12 protein-coding genes and 1 tRNA gene are annotated in these 17,020 nt (G+C 28.7%); 8 read left to right on the top strand and 5 right to left on the bottom strand.

The window, feature by feature from the left end:
- Window positions 1-128: 128 nt before the first annotated feature.
- From SY27_RS08015 to SY27_RS07980, 8 genes are all read left to right on the top strand, one after another.
- Window positions 129-1,112 carry a PKD domain-containing protein gene (locus tag SY27_RS08015; protein ID WP_082084321.1) on the top strand — a complete coding sequence of 328 codons (984 nt, stop codon included), beginning with the start codon at window positions 129-131 and terminating at the stop codon, window positions 1,110-1,112.
- 181 nt (window positions 1,113-1,293) lie between these two features.
- Window positions 1,294-2,271, top strand: coding sequence for a pyruvate dehydrogenase complex E1 component subunit beta (locus SY27_RS08010; protein ID WP_045969306.1), 978 nt, complete (start codon window positions 1,294-1,296; stop codon window positions 2,269-2,271).
- A 72-nt stretch (window positions 2,272-2,343) separates the two neighbouring features.
- The gene (locus SY27_RS08005) at window positions 2,344-4,824 is read left to right on the top strand and encodes a DUF5686 family protein (protein WP_045968983.1); all 2,481 of its coding nucleotides are present in this window, start codon (window positions 2,344-2,346) and stop codon (window positions 4,822-4,824) included.
- Window positions 4,825-4,829: 5 nt separating this feature from the next.
- A complete protein-coding gene (locus tag SY27_RS08000) occupies window positions 4,830-5,435 on the top strand; it encodes a DNA-3-methyladenine glycosylase (protein ID WP_045968981.1) in 606 nt (201 codons plus the stop codon).
- A gap of 71 nt (window positions 5,436-5,506) precedes the next feature.
- On the top strand, window positions 5,507-6,037 hold the full coding sequence (locus SY27_RS07995; RefSeq protein ID WP_045968979.1) for an inorganic diphosphatase: 531 nt from the start codon (window positions 5,507-5,509) through the stop codon (window positions 6,035-6,037).
- Between the two features lie 110 nt (window positions 6,038-6,147).
- Complete coding sequence (locus SY27_RS07990) at window positions 6,148-8,661, top strand: sodium-translocating pyrophosphatase (RefSeq protein ID WP_045968977.1); 2,514 nt, start codon at window positions 6,148-6,150, stop codon at window positions 8,659-8,661.
- A gap of 212 nt (window positions 8,662-8,873) precedes the next feature.
- Window positions 8,874-8,958 (top strand) — tRNA-Ser (locus SY27_RS07985).
- Between the two features lie 124 nt (window positions 8,959-9,082).
- A complete protein-coding gene (locus SY27_RS07980) occupies window positions 9,083-9,697 on the top strand; it encodes a hypothetical protein (protein WP_045968975.1) in 615 nt (204 codons plus the stop codon).
- 56 nt (window positions 9,698-9,753) lie between these two features.
- On the opposite strand, the gene SY27_RS07975 is transcribed toward SY27_RS07980, so the two are convergent.
- From SY27_RS07975 to SY27_RS07955, 5 genes are all read right to left on the bottom strand, one after another.
- Window positions 9,754-10,395 (bottom strand): DUF6266 family protein, encoded by a 642-nt coding sequence (locus tag SY27_RS07975; protein WP_045968973.1) that lies wholly within the window; start codon window positions 10,393-10,395, stop codon window positions 9,754-9,756.
- 999 nt (window positions 10,396-11,394) lie between these two features.
- Window positions 11,395-11,799, bottom strand: coding sequence for a HipA N-terminal domain-containing protein (locus SY27_RS07970; RefSeq protein WP_045968971.1), 405 nt, complete (start codon window positions 11,797-11,799; stop codon window positions 11,395-11,397).
- A gap of 5 nt (window positions 11,800-11,804) precedes the next feature.
- The gene (locus SY27_RS07965) at window positions 11,805-12,806 is read right to left on the bottom strand and encodes a HipA domain-containing protein (protein WP_045968969.1); all 1,002 of its coding nucleotides are present in this window, start codon (window positions 12,804-12,806) and stop codon (window positions 11,805-11,807) included.
- Between the two features lie 67 nt (window positions 12,807-12,873).
- Entirely contained in the window at window positions 12,874-14,838 is a 1,965-nt protein-coding gene (locus SY27_RS07960; RefSeq protein ID WP_045968967.1) for a hypothetical protein, read from the bottom strand.
- On the bottom strand, window positions 14,831-17,017 hold the full coding sequence (locus tag SY27_RS07955) for a hypothetical protein (protein ID WP_045968965.1): 2,187 nt from the start codon (window positions 17,015-17,017) through the stop codon (window positions 14,831-14,833). Before SY27_RS07955 ends, SY27_RS07960 begins: the two co-directional genes overlap by 8 nt.
- Window positions 17,018-17,020 lie beyond the last annotated feature (3 nt).

Below are 17,020 nucleotides of genomic sequence, written 5' to 3'. Positions count from 1 at the left end.
AAAACAAAAAAGTTGCTGGGTGCTATTATGAAAAAGAAAATTCCTATTTTTGAAAAAAAAACATTAAAAAAGCAATTTTAATGTAATTTATTTAGATAATTAATTTAGGAAAGTTTGGTTTTGAACGGATGAAGAAATATTTTGATTTAAAAGTACCCATATTATTTTTGTCAATTTTTTTACTATCTAGTATTGTTCTCATTATTAAAATGAATAGTGGTGATGAGTGTAATATTAAAGAGTTTCAAGTTGATGCGCCTTCATTTAAAGTAGGTGAGTTAATTATTTTTTCAGATGCTTCTAAGAAATCTCATTCTTGGAGATGGTATTTTGGAGATAATACTCAGATTTCTTTTAGATCGAAAGTTGCACACTCATTTATGGAGGAAGGAGAATATTTAGTTAAGCTAATTGTGAATAATGAGTGCACAATTCAAAAAGTAATTACCATTCTGCCTAAAGAAAATTCTTTAGATAAGTCAAAGTTTCCTAAGTTTAGAGTGCCAGGAAATGTTATGCAGGATGAAGAAGTTGAGTTTGTTGATAGAACAGATGGAGCTAAATCATGGGAATGGAGATTTGGAGAAAGTGGGAAAGTAGATTCTTTTGATGAAAAGTGTACTTATGTATTTACTACTCCAGGTAAAAAAGTGGTTTCTTTAGTCGTTAATAACGATTATAAGCATGTTACAATAAAAGAATTGTTTGTTATTCCGAAGAAAAAGGAAGTAATTAAAGTAGAAAAGTATAAAAGTGCAATACCGTGGAATCCATTTAAAAATGTTCCAGATGCACCACCAGAGGAAGAGAAAGATGATGTTGTAAAAGTAGTAAAAGGTCCAGAAATAGGAGGGACAGATGCTCGTAAATTAGAAGATATCTTAGAGTCAGTAGCTAAAGGGAAAACAAATTATGAGAGTTTCTTGAAACATTTCTGTAAGTACAATTTACCAATAGTAATATATAAGGATGCGAAAACAAGTTCCTTGAAAGAATTTTTCTATGCTGTAAAAAAGAAAGGTGATAAAGTGAAAAATGTTACAATTCAAAAAGATGGAGAAGATTGTATTAGAGTGATTAATATTGATAAAAAACATAAATCATATTTTTAATTTCTTCAGAAAAAATAATGTGTGGTATGCATAGTGAAGAGTGAAATTTAATTATTGATAATAACAATGTATTAATTTTAATTTTTTGCTATTTTTGCCTTTTAATAACGAATATTAAGTAGAATTTCGAAATGGTTGTTTTTAAACGTAAAACATGCATTTTGATTTTAAAGGAAATAGAATGAAAACAATTCAATTTAGAGAAGCAGTTTGTGAAGCAATGAGCGAAGAAATGCGTCGTGATGAATCTATTTATTTAATAGGTGAAGAAGTTGCTGAGTATAATGGAGCATACAAAGCTTCAAAAGGTATGTTAGATGAATTCGGTGCAAAAAGAGTAATTGATGCTCCAATTGCTGAATTAGGTTTTGCGGGTATTGCAGTAGGTTCTGCAATGAATGGAAATAGACCTATTGTTGAATTTATGACATTTAACTTTTCTTTAGTAGGGATTGATCAAATAATCAATAACGCTGCGAAAATGCGTCAAATGTCAGGCGGACAATTTAATATTCCTATCGTTTTTCGTGGACCAACAGCTTCTGCGGGTCAATTAGCAGCAACACATTCACAAGCTTTTGAAAGTTGGTATGCGAACTGTCCAGGATTAAAAGTAGTTGTTCCGTCAAATGTTTATGATGCAAAAGGGCTTTTAAAATCAGCAATTCGCGATAATGATCCGGTGATTTTCATGGAATCAGAGCAAATGTATGGAGATAAAGGAGAAGTGCCAGAAGGAGAATATACTTTACCTTTAGGTGTTGCAGATGTTAAAAGAGAAGGTACTGATGTAACAATTGTTTCGTTTGGTAAAATTTTAAAAGAAGCATTTATTGCTGCTGATGAATTAGCAAAAGATGGTATTTCTTGTGAAATTATAGATTTAAGAACGGTTAGACCTTTAGATTATGATACTGTTTTAGCTTCAGTTAAGAAGACAAATAGACTAGTGGTTCTAGAAGAGGCATGGCCATTTGCAAGTGTAGCTTCAGAAATCACTTATATGGTTCAGGAAAAGGCATTTGATTACTTAGATGCTCCAATTCAGAGAATTACTACGGCTGATACTCCTGCTCCATATTCACCAGCATTATTGAAAGAATGGTTGCCAAATGCAAACGATGTAGTTAAAGCAGTAAAAAAAGTTATGTATAAATAAATAGAAACTCACTATATTTGAAACTTCATCACTAAATGATGAAGTTTTTTTTGTTTTATAGAATTATTAAATATGTATATTAAAAAAATATTTTATCTGTTTGTTTTTTTTTCCTTTTTAGGAGTAGCTCAAACGAAAGTTGGTGGAAAAGTTGTAGATGAGTTTAATGAACCTATTCCTTTTGCAAACGTAATATTTAAAGACTCAAGAGAAGGAGTTATTACAGATGAAAATGGAAATTTTTATTTTGAATCTAAAGAAAATTATAGCGCTTTAATAGTTTCTTTTATAGGTTTTGAAAAAAAGGAAGTTCCTTTGAAAGCTGGATTAAACTCAAACTTGAAAATAATTCTAAAAGAGGGAACTCAATTAAAAGAAGTGGTTGTTTATTCAGGAAAAACTTCGAAAAAAGACAACCCCGCTTTAGATATACTTCGAAAAATTTGGGAAAGAAGGAGGAAGAATGGGCTTAGAATGTTTGATCAATATCAATATAATAAATATGAAAAAGTAGAATTCGATATGAATACTATTGATAGTGCTTTCATGAATAGTAAAATATTCAAAGGCATGGAGTTTGTTTTTGATAATATGGATACTTCAAGAATTACAGGAAAATCATACTTGCCTATTTTTATAAATGAAGAATTAAGCGAGGTTTATGGTGATAATGTAACTAAAAAAGAAAAAGAAGTTCTAAAAGCAAATAAAAATTCTGGTTTTGGAGATGGTGATGGAGTTAATACTTTTATTAAAGATCTATACGCAGAATACGATATCTATAATAATTATTTAAAATTCTTTGATAAAGACTTCGTAAGTCCGCTTTCAAGAACAGGGATTAATGTTTATAATTATGTACTAAACGATAGTATGTATATTGATAATAAATGGTGTTATAATATTGTTTATTATCCGAGAAGAAAAAATGAATTGACTTTTAAAGGAGATTTTTGGGTTAATGATAGCACCTTTGCTATTAAAAAAATTAATTTAGAAGCAAGTAAGAGTGCGAATATTAACTGGGTTAAAGAAATATACATCGAACAAGAGTTTGATGTTTTAAATGATTCCGTGTTTTTGTTGAAGAGAGACTATATGATGTCTGATTTTAGTTTTTCTAAAAAAGAAGAATCAAAAGGAGTTTATGGAAAGAGAACAACCGTTTTTAAAGATCATAAATTTAATATTCCAAAAGAAGATAAGTTTTATCGAGAGGAAGTGAATTTTTATGATAATACTGTTTTTAATCAAACTGATGAATTTTGGCAAGAAAATAGATTTGAAAGATTGAATGATAATGAGTTGGGGATCTATAAAATGTTAGATACTTTGCAAACGGTTCCTAAATTTAAACGGATTTATAATCTGGCATCTATTTTGGGAAGTGGTTATATACAGTATGGGAATTTCGATTTTGGACCAATATTTTCAACCTTCGGATATAATGATGTAGAAGGAGCGAGAATACGAATAGGAGGAAGAACATATTTTGGACCAAATGATAAATGGAGGATTCAAGGATATACAGCATACGGTTTTAGAGATGATAAAGTAAAATATGGTATTTCAGGAAGATGGATGATTAATCCGAGAAATCGATTTATTTTGTCATTAGGCAATAGAAGGGATGTTGAGCAGATAGGAGTGAGTTTAACTACTTCAAATGATGTTTTAGGAAGGAGTTTTGCCTCGTCTTCTTTGTTTTCTAGTGGAACGAATAATAAGCTTACAAATGTGAATTTGACAACATTAGGAGCAGAAATGGAAATGCTAAAGAATTTTAGTATTCAAACAAATTTCTCTTATAGAACATTGTCTTCTGCTTCAAATGAATTTAGTTTAGATTATTATACCGATTTAACGCAAACTCAGGTTAAAAGTGAAGTTAAGCAAGCAGAACTTAACTTACAGTTAGAATATACACCAGGTAGAAAAACAGTAGGATATGGAGTTGATAGGTTAGAAGTTGATAGTAATTATGCTCGTTTTTTTATAAGTTATAGTAGTGGAATGAAAGGTGTTTTTGATAGTGATTTTGATTATCAAAAACTTCAACTTTACTATAGGCAGCCTGTATTAATAGGTGGTTTCGGAAGATTATTTACTACTTTTGAAACAGGTAAAATTTTTGGAACAGTGCCATTAGGATTGATGGGAGTCGTTCCTGGTAATCAGTCTTATTTTATTATAGAAAATACATATAATCTTTTAGATTATTATGACTTTGTTGCAGATGGGTATGCATCACTTCATTTTGAACATCATTTTAATGGACGATTATTTTCAAGAGTGCCTCTTTTAAGAAAATTAAATCTCAGGGAAATAGTTGGAATTAAAGGAGTTTATGGTAATGTTTCTAAAAACAATAGAACTATTAATGCTTCAGGTTTAAATTATATAGCACCAGAAAATTTATATTGGGAATATCATGCAGGAATAGGAAATATATTTAAAGTACTTCGTATTGATTTTGCATGGAGAGGAAGTTATTTGAATATGCCAGATGCTAGAAAATTTGGAGTTAGAGCTTCGTTTGGTTTTTATTTCTAAAAAAAATGGAAGAGTCAATTCAATATCTAATTTCGGTTGATAAGGTCTTGAATCAGCTTTATAAAAAATATGGAGTTCCTTATGTTCCTAGTAGACCACAAGGTTTTGTTACGCTATGTAAATTAATTTTAGAGCAGCAAGTTTCTTTATCTTCTGCAAAAGCATGTTTCCTAAAATTGGAATCGTTTTTAGTAGAAATTACACCTAGTACAATTTTTGAGGCAAATGAAGAAGATTTAAAAGCTAATGGGATAAGTCGACAAAAAGTAGTATATCTTAAAGAATTATCAAAAGCAGTTTTAAATAAGCAGTTAAATCTAGATAGTTTTGAATTGAAATCAGCAGATGAAATTCGAAAAGAGTTAATCAAGATTAAAGGAATTGGAAATTGGACAATTGATGTTTACCTTATGTTTTCTCTTCAAAAACAAGATATAATTCCATTGGGAGATATCGCAATTATAAATACAATAAAAGAATTATATAATTGTTGCTCTTCAGATGATATTTTGATAATCTCACAAAAATGGAAGCCGTATAGAACAATGGCATCTTATTTTTTATGGCATTATTATTTGGAGAAAAGAAATAGAAAGCCATTGGTGTATTAAAAAAATGTTTCTAGTCTTAAAAATAAGGTAATGTTTATTATCTTTGCACTCCCTTATAAAAATAAATAAAAATGACTGCAGATAAAGTTACTACATTTGATGTACTGATTGAAATTCCAAGAGGGAGTAGAAATAAATATGAGTACGATTTCGAGTTAAAAAGAATGCGTTTTGATAGAATGTTATTTTCTTCAATGATGTATCCAGCAGATTATGGATTTATTCCTGAAACATTAGCATTAGATGGAGATCCATTAGATGTTTTAGTTTTAGTTAATGAGCCAACTTTTCCTGGTTGTGTAATGGAAGTTAAACCAATTGGAGTTTTTCATATGGCAGATGATAAAGGACCAGATGAAAAAGTAATTTGTGTTCCAGTTTCTGATCCTATTTGGAATAAATTAAATGATTTAAGTGATGTAAATTCACACTTAATAAAAGAAATTGAACATTTTTTTCAAGTTTATAAAGATTTAGAAAATAAACAAGTTGATGTTGAAGGATGGGGAGATGTTAATGAAGCAAAAGAAATTTTTGTAAAATGTACAAAGCGTTTTCAAGAAATAGAAAATAAACCAGAAGGATTGTTTAGTATTAAATAGTTTTTAAAGAATTTCATAAAAAAGGCAATATTGTTAATCAATATTGCCTTTTTTGTTTATTTTTGTTAAGAACGACAAATTATTTTTAACTAAAACAACCAAAAAATTTTATGGATTCAATAATGATTTACGTGCCAATTATTATGGCAATTATTGGGCTTCTTTTTATGATGTATAAAAGGGCTTGGGTTTTAAAGCAAGATGCAGGAGATGGTAAAATGAAAGAAATTTCAGATTATATATATGAGGGAGCGCTAGCATTTTTAAAGGCAGAATATAGATTATTAACTTTTTTTGTAATTGGAGCAAGTATTGCGTTAGCAGGTATTTCATATATTGTTCCTACAACGCATATATTAATAGTGGTTGCATTTATTTTTGGAGCTATTTTCTCAGCTTTGGCTGGAAATATGGGAATGAAAATAGCAACAAAGACTAATGTTCGTACAACACAAGCAGCCCGTACTAGCTTGCCTCAAGCATTAAAAGTTTCTTTTGGTGGTGGAACAGTTATGGGATTAGGAGTTGCGGGTTTAGCCGTCCTTGGTTTAACAGCATTTTTTATTATTCTTTTTCATGTATTTATGAAAGGAACTTGGACTTCTACTGAAGATATGACAATTGTTTTAGAAACTTTAGCAGGATTCTCTTTAGGAGCAGAGTCAATTGCGTTGTTCGCTCGTGTTGGTGGAGGTATTTACACTAAGGCTGCAGATGTTGGAGCAGATTTAGTTGGTAAAGTAGAAGCTGGTATTCCAGAAGACGATCCTCGTAACCCTGCTACAATTGCAGATAACGTAGGTGATAACGTAGGTGATGTTGCAGGTATGGGTGCCGATTTATTTGGTTCTTATGTAGCAACAGTTTTAGCGGCAATGGTTTTAGGAAATTATGTAATTAAAGATATGGGAGGAAGTATTCAAGATGCTTTTGGAGGAATTGGTCCCATTTTATTACCAATGGCAATTGCAGGTTTCGGAATTTTATTTTCGATTATCGGAACCATGTTAGTCAAAATTAAAAGTGATGATGCTAAAGAAAAACAAGTACAAGGAGCTTTAAATATTGGAAACTGGGTTTCTATTGTTTTAACGCTAATATCGTGTTTTTTCTTGGTGAAATATATGTTGCCTGAAACTATGAAAATGGATTTTTTTGGTGAAGGGTTAAAGGATATTTCTTCAATGCGTGTATTTTATGCAACTATTGTAGGGTTAGTAGTTGGTGGAGTTATTTCTTCAGTTACAGAATATTATACAGGATTAGGGACAAAACCAGTTCTAGCAATCGTGCAAAAATCATCAACTGGTGCAGGAACAAATGTAATAGCAGGTTTAGCAACAGGAATGATTTCTACCTTTCCGACAGTATTGATTTTTGCTGGAGCAATTTGGGCTTCTTATGCATTGGCAGGATTTTATGGAGTTGCTTTAGCTGCTTCTGCAATGATGGCAACTACCGCAATGCAATTAGCAATTGATGCTTTCGGACCAATCTCGGATAACGCTGGAGGAATTGCTGAAATGAGTGAATTACCAAAAGAAGTTAGAACAAGAACAGATATTTTAGATTCTGTAGGAAATACAACTGCAGCAACAGGGAAAGGATTTGCAATTGCTTCGGCTGCTTTAACTTCATTAGCCTTATTCGCTGCGTATGTAACTTTTACAGGAATTGATGGAATTAACATATTTAAAGCACCGGTTTTAGCTATGTTATTTGTGGGTGGAATGATTCCTGTAGTCTTCTCTGCATTGGCAATGAACTCTGTTGGAAAAGCAGCTATGGATATGGTATATGAAGTACGTCGTCAATTTAAAGAAATTCCAGGAATTATGGAAGGAACTGGAAAACCTGAATATGGTAAATGTGTAGAGATTTCTACAAAGGCAGCTTTACGAGAGATGATGTTACCAGGGATTTTAACAATTGGTTTCCCAATTGCAATTGTATTGTTAGGGAAATTAGTTTATACTGATAACAATCAATTAATTGCAGAAATGTTAGGAGGATATATGGCAGGTGTTACTGTTTCAGGAGTACTTTGGGCTGTGTTTCAAAATAATGCTGGTGGAGCGTGGGATAATGCTAAAAAATCATTTGAAGCAGGTGTTGAAATTAATGGAGAAATGACATATAAAGGTTCTGATGCTCATAAAGCAGCAGTTACGGGAGATACTGTTGGAGATCCATTTAAAGATACTTCAGGACCATCTATGAATATATTAATTAAATTAACATGTTTAATAGGTTTGGTTATTGCACCTATTTTAGGAGGGCATTCTGTAACTACAGAATTAGGATCATGTTGTCATAAGCACGGTTCAACTGTTGAATGTCATTCTAAAAATGTTGAAGAATGTGAAGCTAAAGGCTGCCTTAACCCTAATTGTAAACACCTACAAGGAGGAGATGCTACTCATGTACATGGACCAAATTGTAATCATAATGTAGAGAAAACTATTATAGATATTGATGTTGTTAAAGAGAAAGATGAAAATGGGATTGTAAAAGCAACAGTAATCATTAAAAGTAATGTGAATGGAAAAGAACTTATAGAAGAAAAAGTTTTTGAAGGAAGTGAAATAGAAGTTGAAGCCAAGATTGCTGAGCTAGGGAAATAAGAATATTAAAAAGACCGTGTTTTTAAATAAATACGGTCTTTTTAAAAATAATATAGTAAGACTGTGAAAAAATATTTTTATTTAAATCGCTTATATTTAGTTTGTTGTGTTTTTTATTGGTAAAAAAATATTTTTTTATTGTATTTTATTTTTGAAATTTAAAAAAGCTTTCTATATTTGCACTCGCAATCACGAAATGATTGTGACTTACTGGAGAAATGGCAGAGTGGTCGAATGCGGCAGTCTTGAAAACTGTTGACTGTAACAGGTCCGGGGGTTCGAATCCCTCTTTCTCCGCGAAATTAAAACCCTAACGATTGGAAATCAATTAGTTAGGGTTTTTTATTTACAATATATCCCCACATTATCCCCACAATCATTTAGTTTCTTAATTTATTATTTTTATATAAAAATGTAAATTATGGAAACACAAGTATCAGTAAAACAAATAATTAAAGACTTTATTTATATTGGTAATCAATTGAAAGATCTTTTTAAAGATGATTTAGAATACAAACCAATAATCGACTTTGTTTTAGCAAAAGACTATCTTGATGAAGAGTTAGATATTCCTTTTCCAAAAATGAAAGATATTGAAGCTGCTACAAATTTAAAATCACATATATTAAGAAAGCTTTTATTGAAAATGCATTCAAAAATTTTTACATATGAACGCAAATTAAATTTAAGCTTCAACAAGGTTATTTATCACTTTTATATTTCTTATTTTAATTACAGATGTCAATTTACTATTGATAAGCTAACACATGTTCCAAGAGTTGGTGAAACAATAAATTTACCTTTTGTTAGTGCTTTAATTCCAATAAATCATTTTTATGTTGAAAATATAACTCATGAATTAGAAAATGATTGCCAAATCGTTCTTATAACACTCAAAGTTGGCAGTTATAGTCCTTACTTCCATTTTATGAAAGATAGAGCCTTAGAGTTAAGAGAAATAGGGATAATGGAAATATATGATTTAAGCGAAAGTGAAATCAAGAAAATAATTTACAATAAATCACCATATCGGTAATACAATAAAAAAACCACCCTTTTACAGGTGGTTCTTAAAATAAGTATCTACTATTATTATGAAGCCGTACCAGAGCCAATATAGATACTATTTGATAATTGTGTTTCTTCTGCATTCATGAACGAAATAAACATATGTAATTCATCCCCAGCATAGCTATTAGGTATAATTACCGTTTGTGATAAATCTGCCCTTGTAGCTCCTTCAGTTAAGTAAACACTTTCTCCTTTTAATGGATTGTAAGCAACTACCATAACTTTATCAGTTGCTAAAGCATTACCTTCAGTTGAGTTATCATCCCAACTAAACTGCACTTGTCCAGGTGTAGTTAAATCGAAAACAGGATTTAAAGCTCCTGCTAAATTACCCCTTGACAATAACGCCATTGAATAATCAATTTCAAAATCGGGAGAAACTCCTGTAATTGCATTATTCAGAATATAAGACATCGCACTATTAAACTGTGATTTCTTAACTGCATAATTTTTATAACCTACCTTAATAAAATTTAAGTTAGGTTGTAAGAACCTCAACACTAAAGCAAATTTTGTTCTTTGATTCACTTGCAATAGTGTTCTTGGATTAGCTACACTTTGAGGTTTAGCTCTAATGTAATCTATTCCTTTCCATCTTGAACCAACAATATTGGCTACTTTTCCTGATACTCCCCCAAGAATACCTCTACCTATTTTACCCATGTCTATATAATTTAAAAATTAAAAATTCAATTTTGTGGACTTGGTACGGCTTTGGTATTGATTTTTATTTACTCAAAATTATTACTTCTTTACATTATTTTTTTAAATCTAAATTGTTTTGTCAAAATTTGTTATTAATTATCATAAATTGTTAGAATTCAGTATTAAGAAAAAGAACATTATTTTTTTAACCATTCCACAATCGCAAGTATGCACTTGCTTTTCCGTTTATTAATAATGTTTCCGGTGTGGTTAAAATTTTAGCTGTTTTTTTTGAAAGAATGCTTATTGTTTAATTTCAATCGGAGTGAAAAACGTCTGGCATTATTTTAAAAAAAATTGCATCCATAGGGGTTTGGGGAAATGGAAGATTGCCCCTACTGAGCTTACCGAGTGCGTTGGTAGTAGCGAAGCAAGGGTATAGATTTTTATTTGCTTACTGTGTTTTTGATTTTAATTCTATCGGTGTGGCAAATGAAAAACTATACTCTTGTGGGCAATTTTGATTTTTGAGGATGCTTGAAAAGTCAATGGGTAGTAGTCAGTCGCAGTTTACAGTTAAAGTCTAATGAAAATGTGAAGCATCTTCAAAAAACAATGAAAACACTGTTCCTATTTGGGTGGGAGCGTTGGCTGTGCGGATATTTTACATAATGAAATTATAGTTCTAAAAAATTACCACTAAAGATATTTACTCTTTTTTTTGAACTATAATGTTGCCATCATTATGTAAAATAGCTTGGGAGTGGTTTTTAGCGTTGGAAAGCTCTTGTTTTTTAGCTTGGGTGTAAGTGGATAAAAAAAGGTTTACTGTGCGCGTGGGTTTGGAAAAACAGAAAACCTTTTATTATTGACTTACTTATGGGAAAACAAGTGCTTATTGCGTTGGGAGAAAACCACTAATGCTTTGGTGAGCGTTGGACGGGTGGGATGCAAATACGACAGCGATAGCGTACCTATTATTTAAAAAAAAAAGATGCCCGAAGACATCTTATGAAATTATAGTGCTAATTCTAATTTATATGGATTATTGACAGAATAAGTACCAAACTTTTCTAACAAATCAACTGTATTTACCTTGTTTGCATTTTCTTCTAAATATACTTGCATTTTAGGTTGTTTAATTGATGGGATTCGATTTGAAAAGAAAGGCCATAATTCTTTTGTTTTGTATTCTTTTTCCTTGTTTGGAAACTCTAACAAATGACGAAATTCATTTTGATTTTTAAACCAATCTGAATAATAAAATACCCATTCATTATTGAAATACTTTAGTGTTCCAATTAAATGATTGTTATATTTTAATACGAAAACATGTTCTTCTTTACTACTACTAAGATTGAATTTTTCATTAGTATTGTTTAAAGAAGTGTTTGAAAATATTTTTTTTAGTGATTTTAACATAAGTCTTATTTTAAAATTTCAACAATTTTATTGTATCTCCTATTCAAAATTATGTTTATTAATTCTTTACGTTCTTTAATAAATAAATTTTTGAATTCACCTTCAAGCAACTCTATTGCCTTTTGTATTGATTTTTGATTTGTCCAAATTTTATAATGTTCATCTTTTAAGTAATTTTTATTTTTTAAGTATTCAATTAATTCAAAATGATTACAACTCGAATTGTTTGGAATACTAATCTTTGGAACTGAATTAACAACGTATTTTTCTAATTGTTTATTGTTTGGATTATTCAATTCTTTGTGCAAAGATATAACTTTTTCGTCAGATTGATTCCATAATAATCCTCTTGCTGAATCATACACTGGTGAGAAGTATGGTTTATGTTGCCCTCTTATGTGTGATATTACTCCCCAATTGTAATAATGTCTATCGTTATTACCTGTTAAACAATCAAATAAAAGCATATGCAACAATGCGTTTATTATTTCTTCTGCTTCGTTTGGAAAAACATTTCTAATTGCTGTAAAAACACTTTCAATATTTATATCTTCCCTAAGTGATTTTTGTTTCTCTAAATCATCAATCCATTTTGTATTATCTTCATTCATAAAGCTTGACAAAATATTAGCTCCATGATCTAAGATTTGTTGATTACTATGAAAATGTTTACTTAGAAAACGAATGTAATTTTCTGCATAAACTATCTTAGAATCTGCAATAACTATACCAAAACAATTACCTATACGAGTTAATAAATGTTCTGTAATACTTTCATTAGGATACCATTTATGACCAATTTTAGCAATGTATTTAGTCCATTTAGAAGGATTAGATTTTCTTGCTGAACCATATTCATACACTCTAATTAAATCTTTAGGAGCATCGCCACCAACTGTTTCGTCTAAAATTTTTACATCATTTTTCTTTAATACTTGAATATGACGTGGTAGTATATTTAACCCTGACTTATTGACAATTTCATATGAAATTAATTTCTTTGGCATATTTAGTTGTTAAACGTTTTTTATTAAATTAAAGTTACAAATAAACTGTTAAAGTTTAAATTATGAATTACACTGTTTTAAATTCAACACTATCTAAATAAATATTATATGCGTCATTTTCAACTGATAATTTATTTGCTTTAAATTCAAAATAATCTCTACACTTTTCTATGTAACCAGGTTTAAAAACAAAACTTTCAAAATTATTACAAAACTCATCTTCATTATCATAGAATTTTTCTTCAGCTCTTAATTTGTTTTCTGTTATTTTACCATTTTCAGTTACATATCTATAACTCGAAATTCTTCCTGATTTAATATAAGATTCAATTAAGTAATAATCAACTATTGGAACATCTTCTATAATATAACCACTGTAACTTGGGAAATTAGTCAATACAATTTTGATTATTTTTTTTCCTGAAATATCTCCAATTTCATTTTTAAATTTTTCTGAATTGTTTACTATAAATTCTGTTTTTCTATTTATTTGTTTTGCTCCTTCTCTTAATCTTTTTAAAGCATTAAATTCATCTCTTGGAGTTAATGAGTATTTAATACACTTTACCTCAGCAATGACAACTACATTTTTAAGATTCATTATTAAATCTATCTCTTCAAATTTACCATCAGATAAAGTGTATTTTGAGATATTAGGAATCATAAAATCGTATTTTTTATTTTTTAATGCTTCAGTAAAATTCTCTTTGATATTTTTTTCAAAATAAGAACCTCTTTCTTCTAAATCAAAGCCGCTATCTTCTAACCATTTATCTGACAAAACAAAAATAAGAGGGCTTAAAAATGATAATAGAGGAACATAATAAAAGTCATTTTTTTCAAGGAATGGATAGCTCCAGAAATTTAATCTTTGGTCTTTTTTGTTTACTAATAAATTTAAAAAATAGTTTATTTGTTTAGCAGAATATTTTGTTCTTGATTTTAAGTAAAATTTTAAATTATTTGAATTTATTTTAGAAGGAAATTTACCAAACTCTTTTATTCTCATTACACTATCATCTTCAACGTTATTAAAGGTTACAACATTGTTAAAAATGCTTTGTGTCATATTAAACAGAATAAGACAATCTTTTAAAGTAAGACCTTCAGCATTTGGCATAATTACATTATAAATGAAATCATAATATGTTCTTAGTTGCACATCCAAAAACAGGAAATTGTAAAATTCATTTGTATCAAGACCAGAAGCTAATTCAAACTCTACTAATCCCTGAGTAATTTTTGTTTTTTTAATTCTTTTAGTTTGGTTCTTACCTTCATAATTTTTAGAAATTAAACTTCTAACATCTGAATAATTATCTAAATGTTCTTTTAAAATAAAAAAATGAGCTGAAACATTTCTATTGAGCCTGTAGTAACCAATCTTACCCAGAAATAGTTCATTTACATTATCATATTTATAGTGAATTGTATTGCTATCTTTTATGTATTCGATATAACCATTGTTGAACAATGCATCTTCATGTGAAAACCTAATTACATTGTAATAATTTGTAGACAGCATTAATTTAATTATACTATCAACTCTTGACGTATCATTTTCAATTTCATGTGAAGGTTTTAATTCTCCTTCGAAATATTTAAGATAGTTTATTAATATATTAATATTGTCTATTTCTGTTTCAAGTGCTGCTCTTGCATCTATTTTACCGATTGATTTGTCGATTGATTCAATTGTTCTTTTGAAAAAATCTTGAAAATTAAGCTCATGTTTTGTTGTGCTTGAAGTTTTATGAAGAAGTAAATAGTGTCTATTTGATGAAGAAATTATGAATTCAATAAGTTCATTATAATTCAAATTTGATTCAATAATTATTTTCTTTAATTGATTAAAAGTACTTTGAAATAAACTATTAAAATCATCTGCAAGTAAAAGAAAAGGAAATAGTTTATGAGATTCTTCATTATCTTCTAATTCTGAAACGACTGATTTTATATAATTAATATCAAAATTATCATTGAATGGATTTAATTTTGAATCGTGAATTATTTTATTTCTTAATTTACTCATTCTTTTCAAGATATTTAGAATAAATAACCTGTAATAAAACTCCAATTATATTATCAGGATGTTCTTTATACTTTTCATAAATTGAATTCAAATCATATTTTTGTAGAGTTAGCTTACCTATACAAATAGCCATTAAAAACTCGTATGGTGCAGTGTCTTTGTTTTCATTTTCTTCAATAGAACTATTTATAATAGTAGTCATTAATGAACTTGAATCTCTATCTATTTCATAATTTAATTCTTTATTTGTTGCTGCTCTTAAAAATGAAGCCTGAATTATCCCATCATTGTATCTATTAAAATTTTCAGGATCAAAAATATGTCTCTCGTAAATAGTTTGCTTAATATTTTTTTTAATTCTAAAATTATGCAATACAGATAAAATTGAAAAATATACTTTAGATTGTTGAATTTCCTCAGGCTTCCAATCAGTAAACTTAAAAAATGCAAAATTCTTATTTAAAAATAATCTACTACCATTAGACTTATTAAGATATACATTATTTATTAGACCTTCTTTATTTTTAATTAAAGCATCATAGCGTTCTTGAAAAAATGATTTTGTTTTTTCATTAATTATTTGATTTGTTCCAAAATCATTAAAACCGTGTAATAAACTTTTTAGTAATTCTTTTTCAAACTCCCAGCTTATACTATCACTATCTTCATTAGGCAATAATATTTTATCTATTGTAATAAAACTATATGTTGAAAAATCATTGTATTTACCATACTTAATATTGCTCATTAAGTTTGAATATGCTTTTTCATCAATACATCTAACAAAACCATTAAAATATATAATTTGAGAATGTTCTTGTGTCCTCAATTTTCGACTAACATCTGATATTTTTTTACCATTTGATATACATGATGAACAAACAAGGTAACAAGAGGGTTCAGAAAACGAATCGTCTAATTTTAAATCTTTATAAAAAACTGATTCTACATCTTTAGAATGTGCTATTTTATAGTATTCTTTAATTTTATCAGCAATGTATTTTGATTCTGCATCATCAACATAAATTATACTTTTAATATTGATTGGAAGTTGATTTATTATTAAATTTTTTGTCTTTTTTTCAAAATGATTTAAATCCTCATTATCTTTATTAATATCTATAAAAAGTTTACTTACATCAATATAAATATCTCTTGTTTTACCTAAGGAATTTTGCCCCTTGTAACAACTTACAAAGTCATATTTCAAGTAATTATACATCAAATCACTTAAATTTTCAGGTGCGTCTTTTAAAATTATTTTGAATCGAGATATAGTTGGTGGAGAAGGTATAAATTGTTCATCTTCAAATTTTATTTCAAAAGTTCTATTGGGAAATAGCTTCTTAAATTCTTCTGGCTTTTTAGAAACAAATTCAGTGCTCAAAATTTCTAATGAATTTTGTTTACTCATGACTGAGTATAAACTTTCATTATTTTTATCAAAAGAAAACAAAACAGTAATTTTAGACCAATCTACACCTAAATCATTTAATTTTTTTGGTAAAGAACCATTTATAGAGGTTGAAACAATGAATAAAGAATTACCGATATTTTCAATTTCATCTTTTGTAACTCTATTTGATGAATAAAATTTAACTCTCGGATTATATACCTTATCATTATTCATGTTTTTATACAGTATACAAGAATATACTAAAGGAAAAATTGTTGGCGTATCTGAATAAATTATATCTGGATTATTTTTAAAATAAGGCATTAAAAAAATTGCTAAAATATTTATATCATGGCTCTCTTTAAAAATATTTGCAATTCTAATAAAGTGTGTAGCATGAACACCAGAAGGTAATAAAAAGTAGGATTCTAAACCCGCTTTTAGAATTGAATCATATTTAACTAAAAAATATGTACATATAGATTTTGAAATTTCTGAATAAATATTCTCATTAATTTCTAAACCATTTGATGTGTTAATTATTTTTCCATCAGAACTATATTTAAATTCATCGATTTTAATTTTCTCAAAATTTGGTATCCTTTCTTTTGTTATTTTATAATTTTCGGAATTATCAGGTCTTAACAAATGAATATATTCCGGAGTATAATTATAATTTAAAAAGTTTTTTATTTCTGTTTCTAACTCTACACCATTATCACAAGAAGAAATTGCAATACACCAATGTAATTTATTTGAATGTTTAAATGAAGTGATAATCATAGA

Source organism: Flavobacterium sp. 316, assembly GCF_000967805.1.
GTDB classification, from domain to species: domain Bacteria; phylum Bacteroidota; class Bacteroidia; order Flavobacteriales; family Flavobacteriaceae; genus Flavobacterium; species Flavobacterium sediminilitoris.
Note: the sequence above shows the minus strand (reverse complement) of the source record. Positions and strands in the feature narration are given on the sequence as shown.

Coding starts and splice junctions, on each gene's coding strand:
- SY27_RS07965 (WP_045968969.1), bottom strand. CDS start 12,806: ATGCCAAAGAAATTAATTTCATATGAAATTGTCAATAAGTCAGGGTTA.
- SY27_RS07980 (WP_045968975.1), top strand. CDS start 9,083: ATGGAAACACAAGTATCAGTAAAACAAATAATTAAAGACTTTATTTAT.
- SY27_RS07995 (WP_045968979.1), top strand. CDS start 5,507: ATGACTGCAGATAAAGTTACTACATTTGATGTACTGATTGAAATTCCA.
- SY27_RS07970 (WP_045968971.1), bottom strand. CDS start 11,799: ATGTTAAAATCACTAAAAAAAATATTTTCAAACACTTCTTTAAACAAT.
- SY27_RS08010 (WP_045969306.1), top strand. CDS start 1,294: ATGAAAACAATTCAATTTAGAGAAGCAGTTTGTGAAGCAATGAGCGAA.
- SY27_RS07990 (WP_045968977.1), top strand. CDS start 6,148: ATGGATTCAATAATGATTTACGTGCCAATTATTATGGCAATTATTGGG.
- SY27_RS07960 (WP_045968967.1), bottom strand. CDS start 14,838: ATGAGTAAATTAAGAAATAAAATAATTCACGATTCAAAATTAAATCCA.
- SY27_RS07975 (WP_045968973.1), bottom strand. CDS start 10,395: ATGGGTAAAATAGGTAGAGGTATTCTTGGGGGAGTATCAGGAAAAGTA.
- SY27_RS08005 (WP_045968983.1), top strand. CDS start 2,344: ATGTATATTAAAAAAATATTTTATCTGTTTGTTTTTTTTTCCTTTTTA.
- SY27_RS07955 (WP_045968965.1), bottom strand. CDS start 17,017: ATGATTATCACTTCATTTAAACATTCAAATAAATTACATTGGTGTATT.
- SY27_RS08015 (WP_082084321.1), top strand. CDS start 129: ATGAAGAAATATTTTGATTTAAAAGTACCCATATTATTTTTGTCAATT.
- SY27_RS08000 (WP_045968981.1), top strand. CDS start 4,830: ATGGAAGAGTCAATTCAATATCTAATTTCGGTTGATAAGGTCTTGAAT.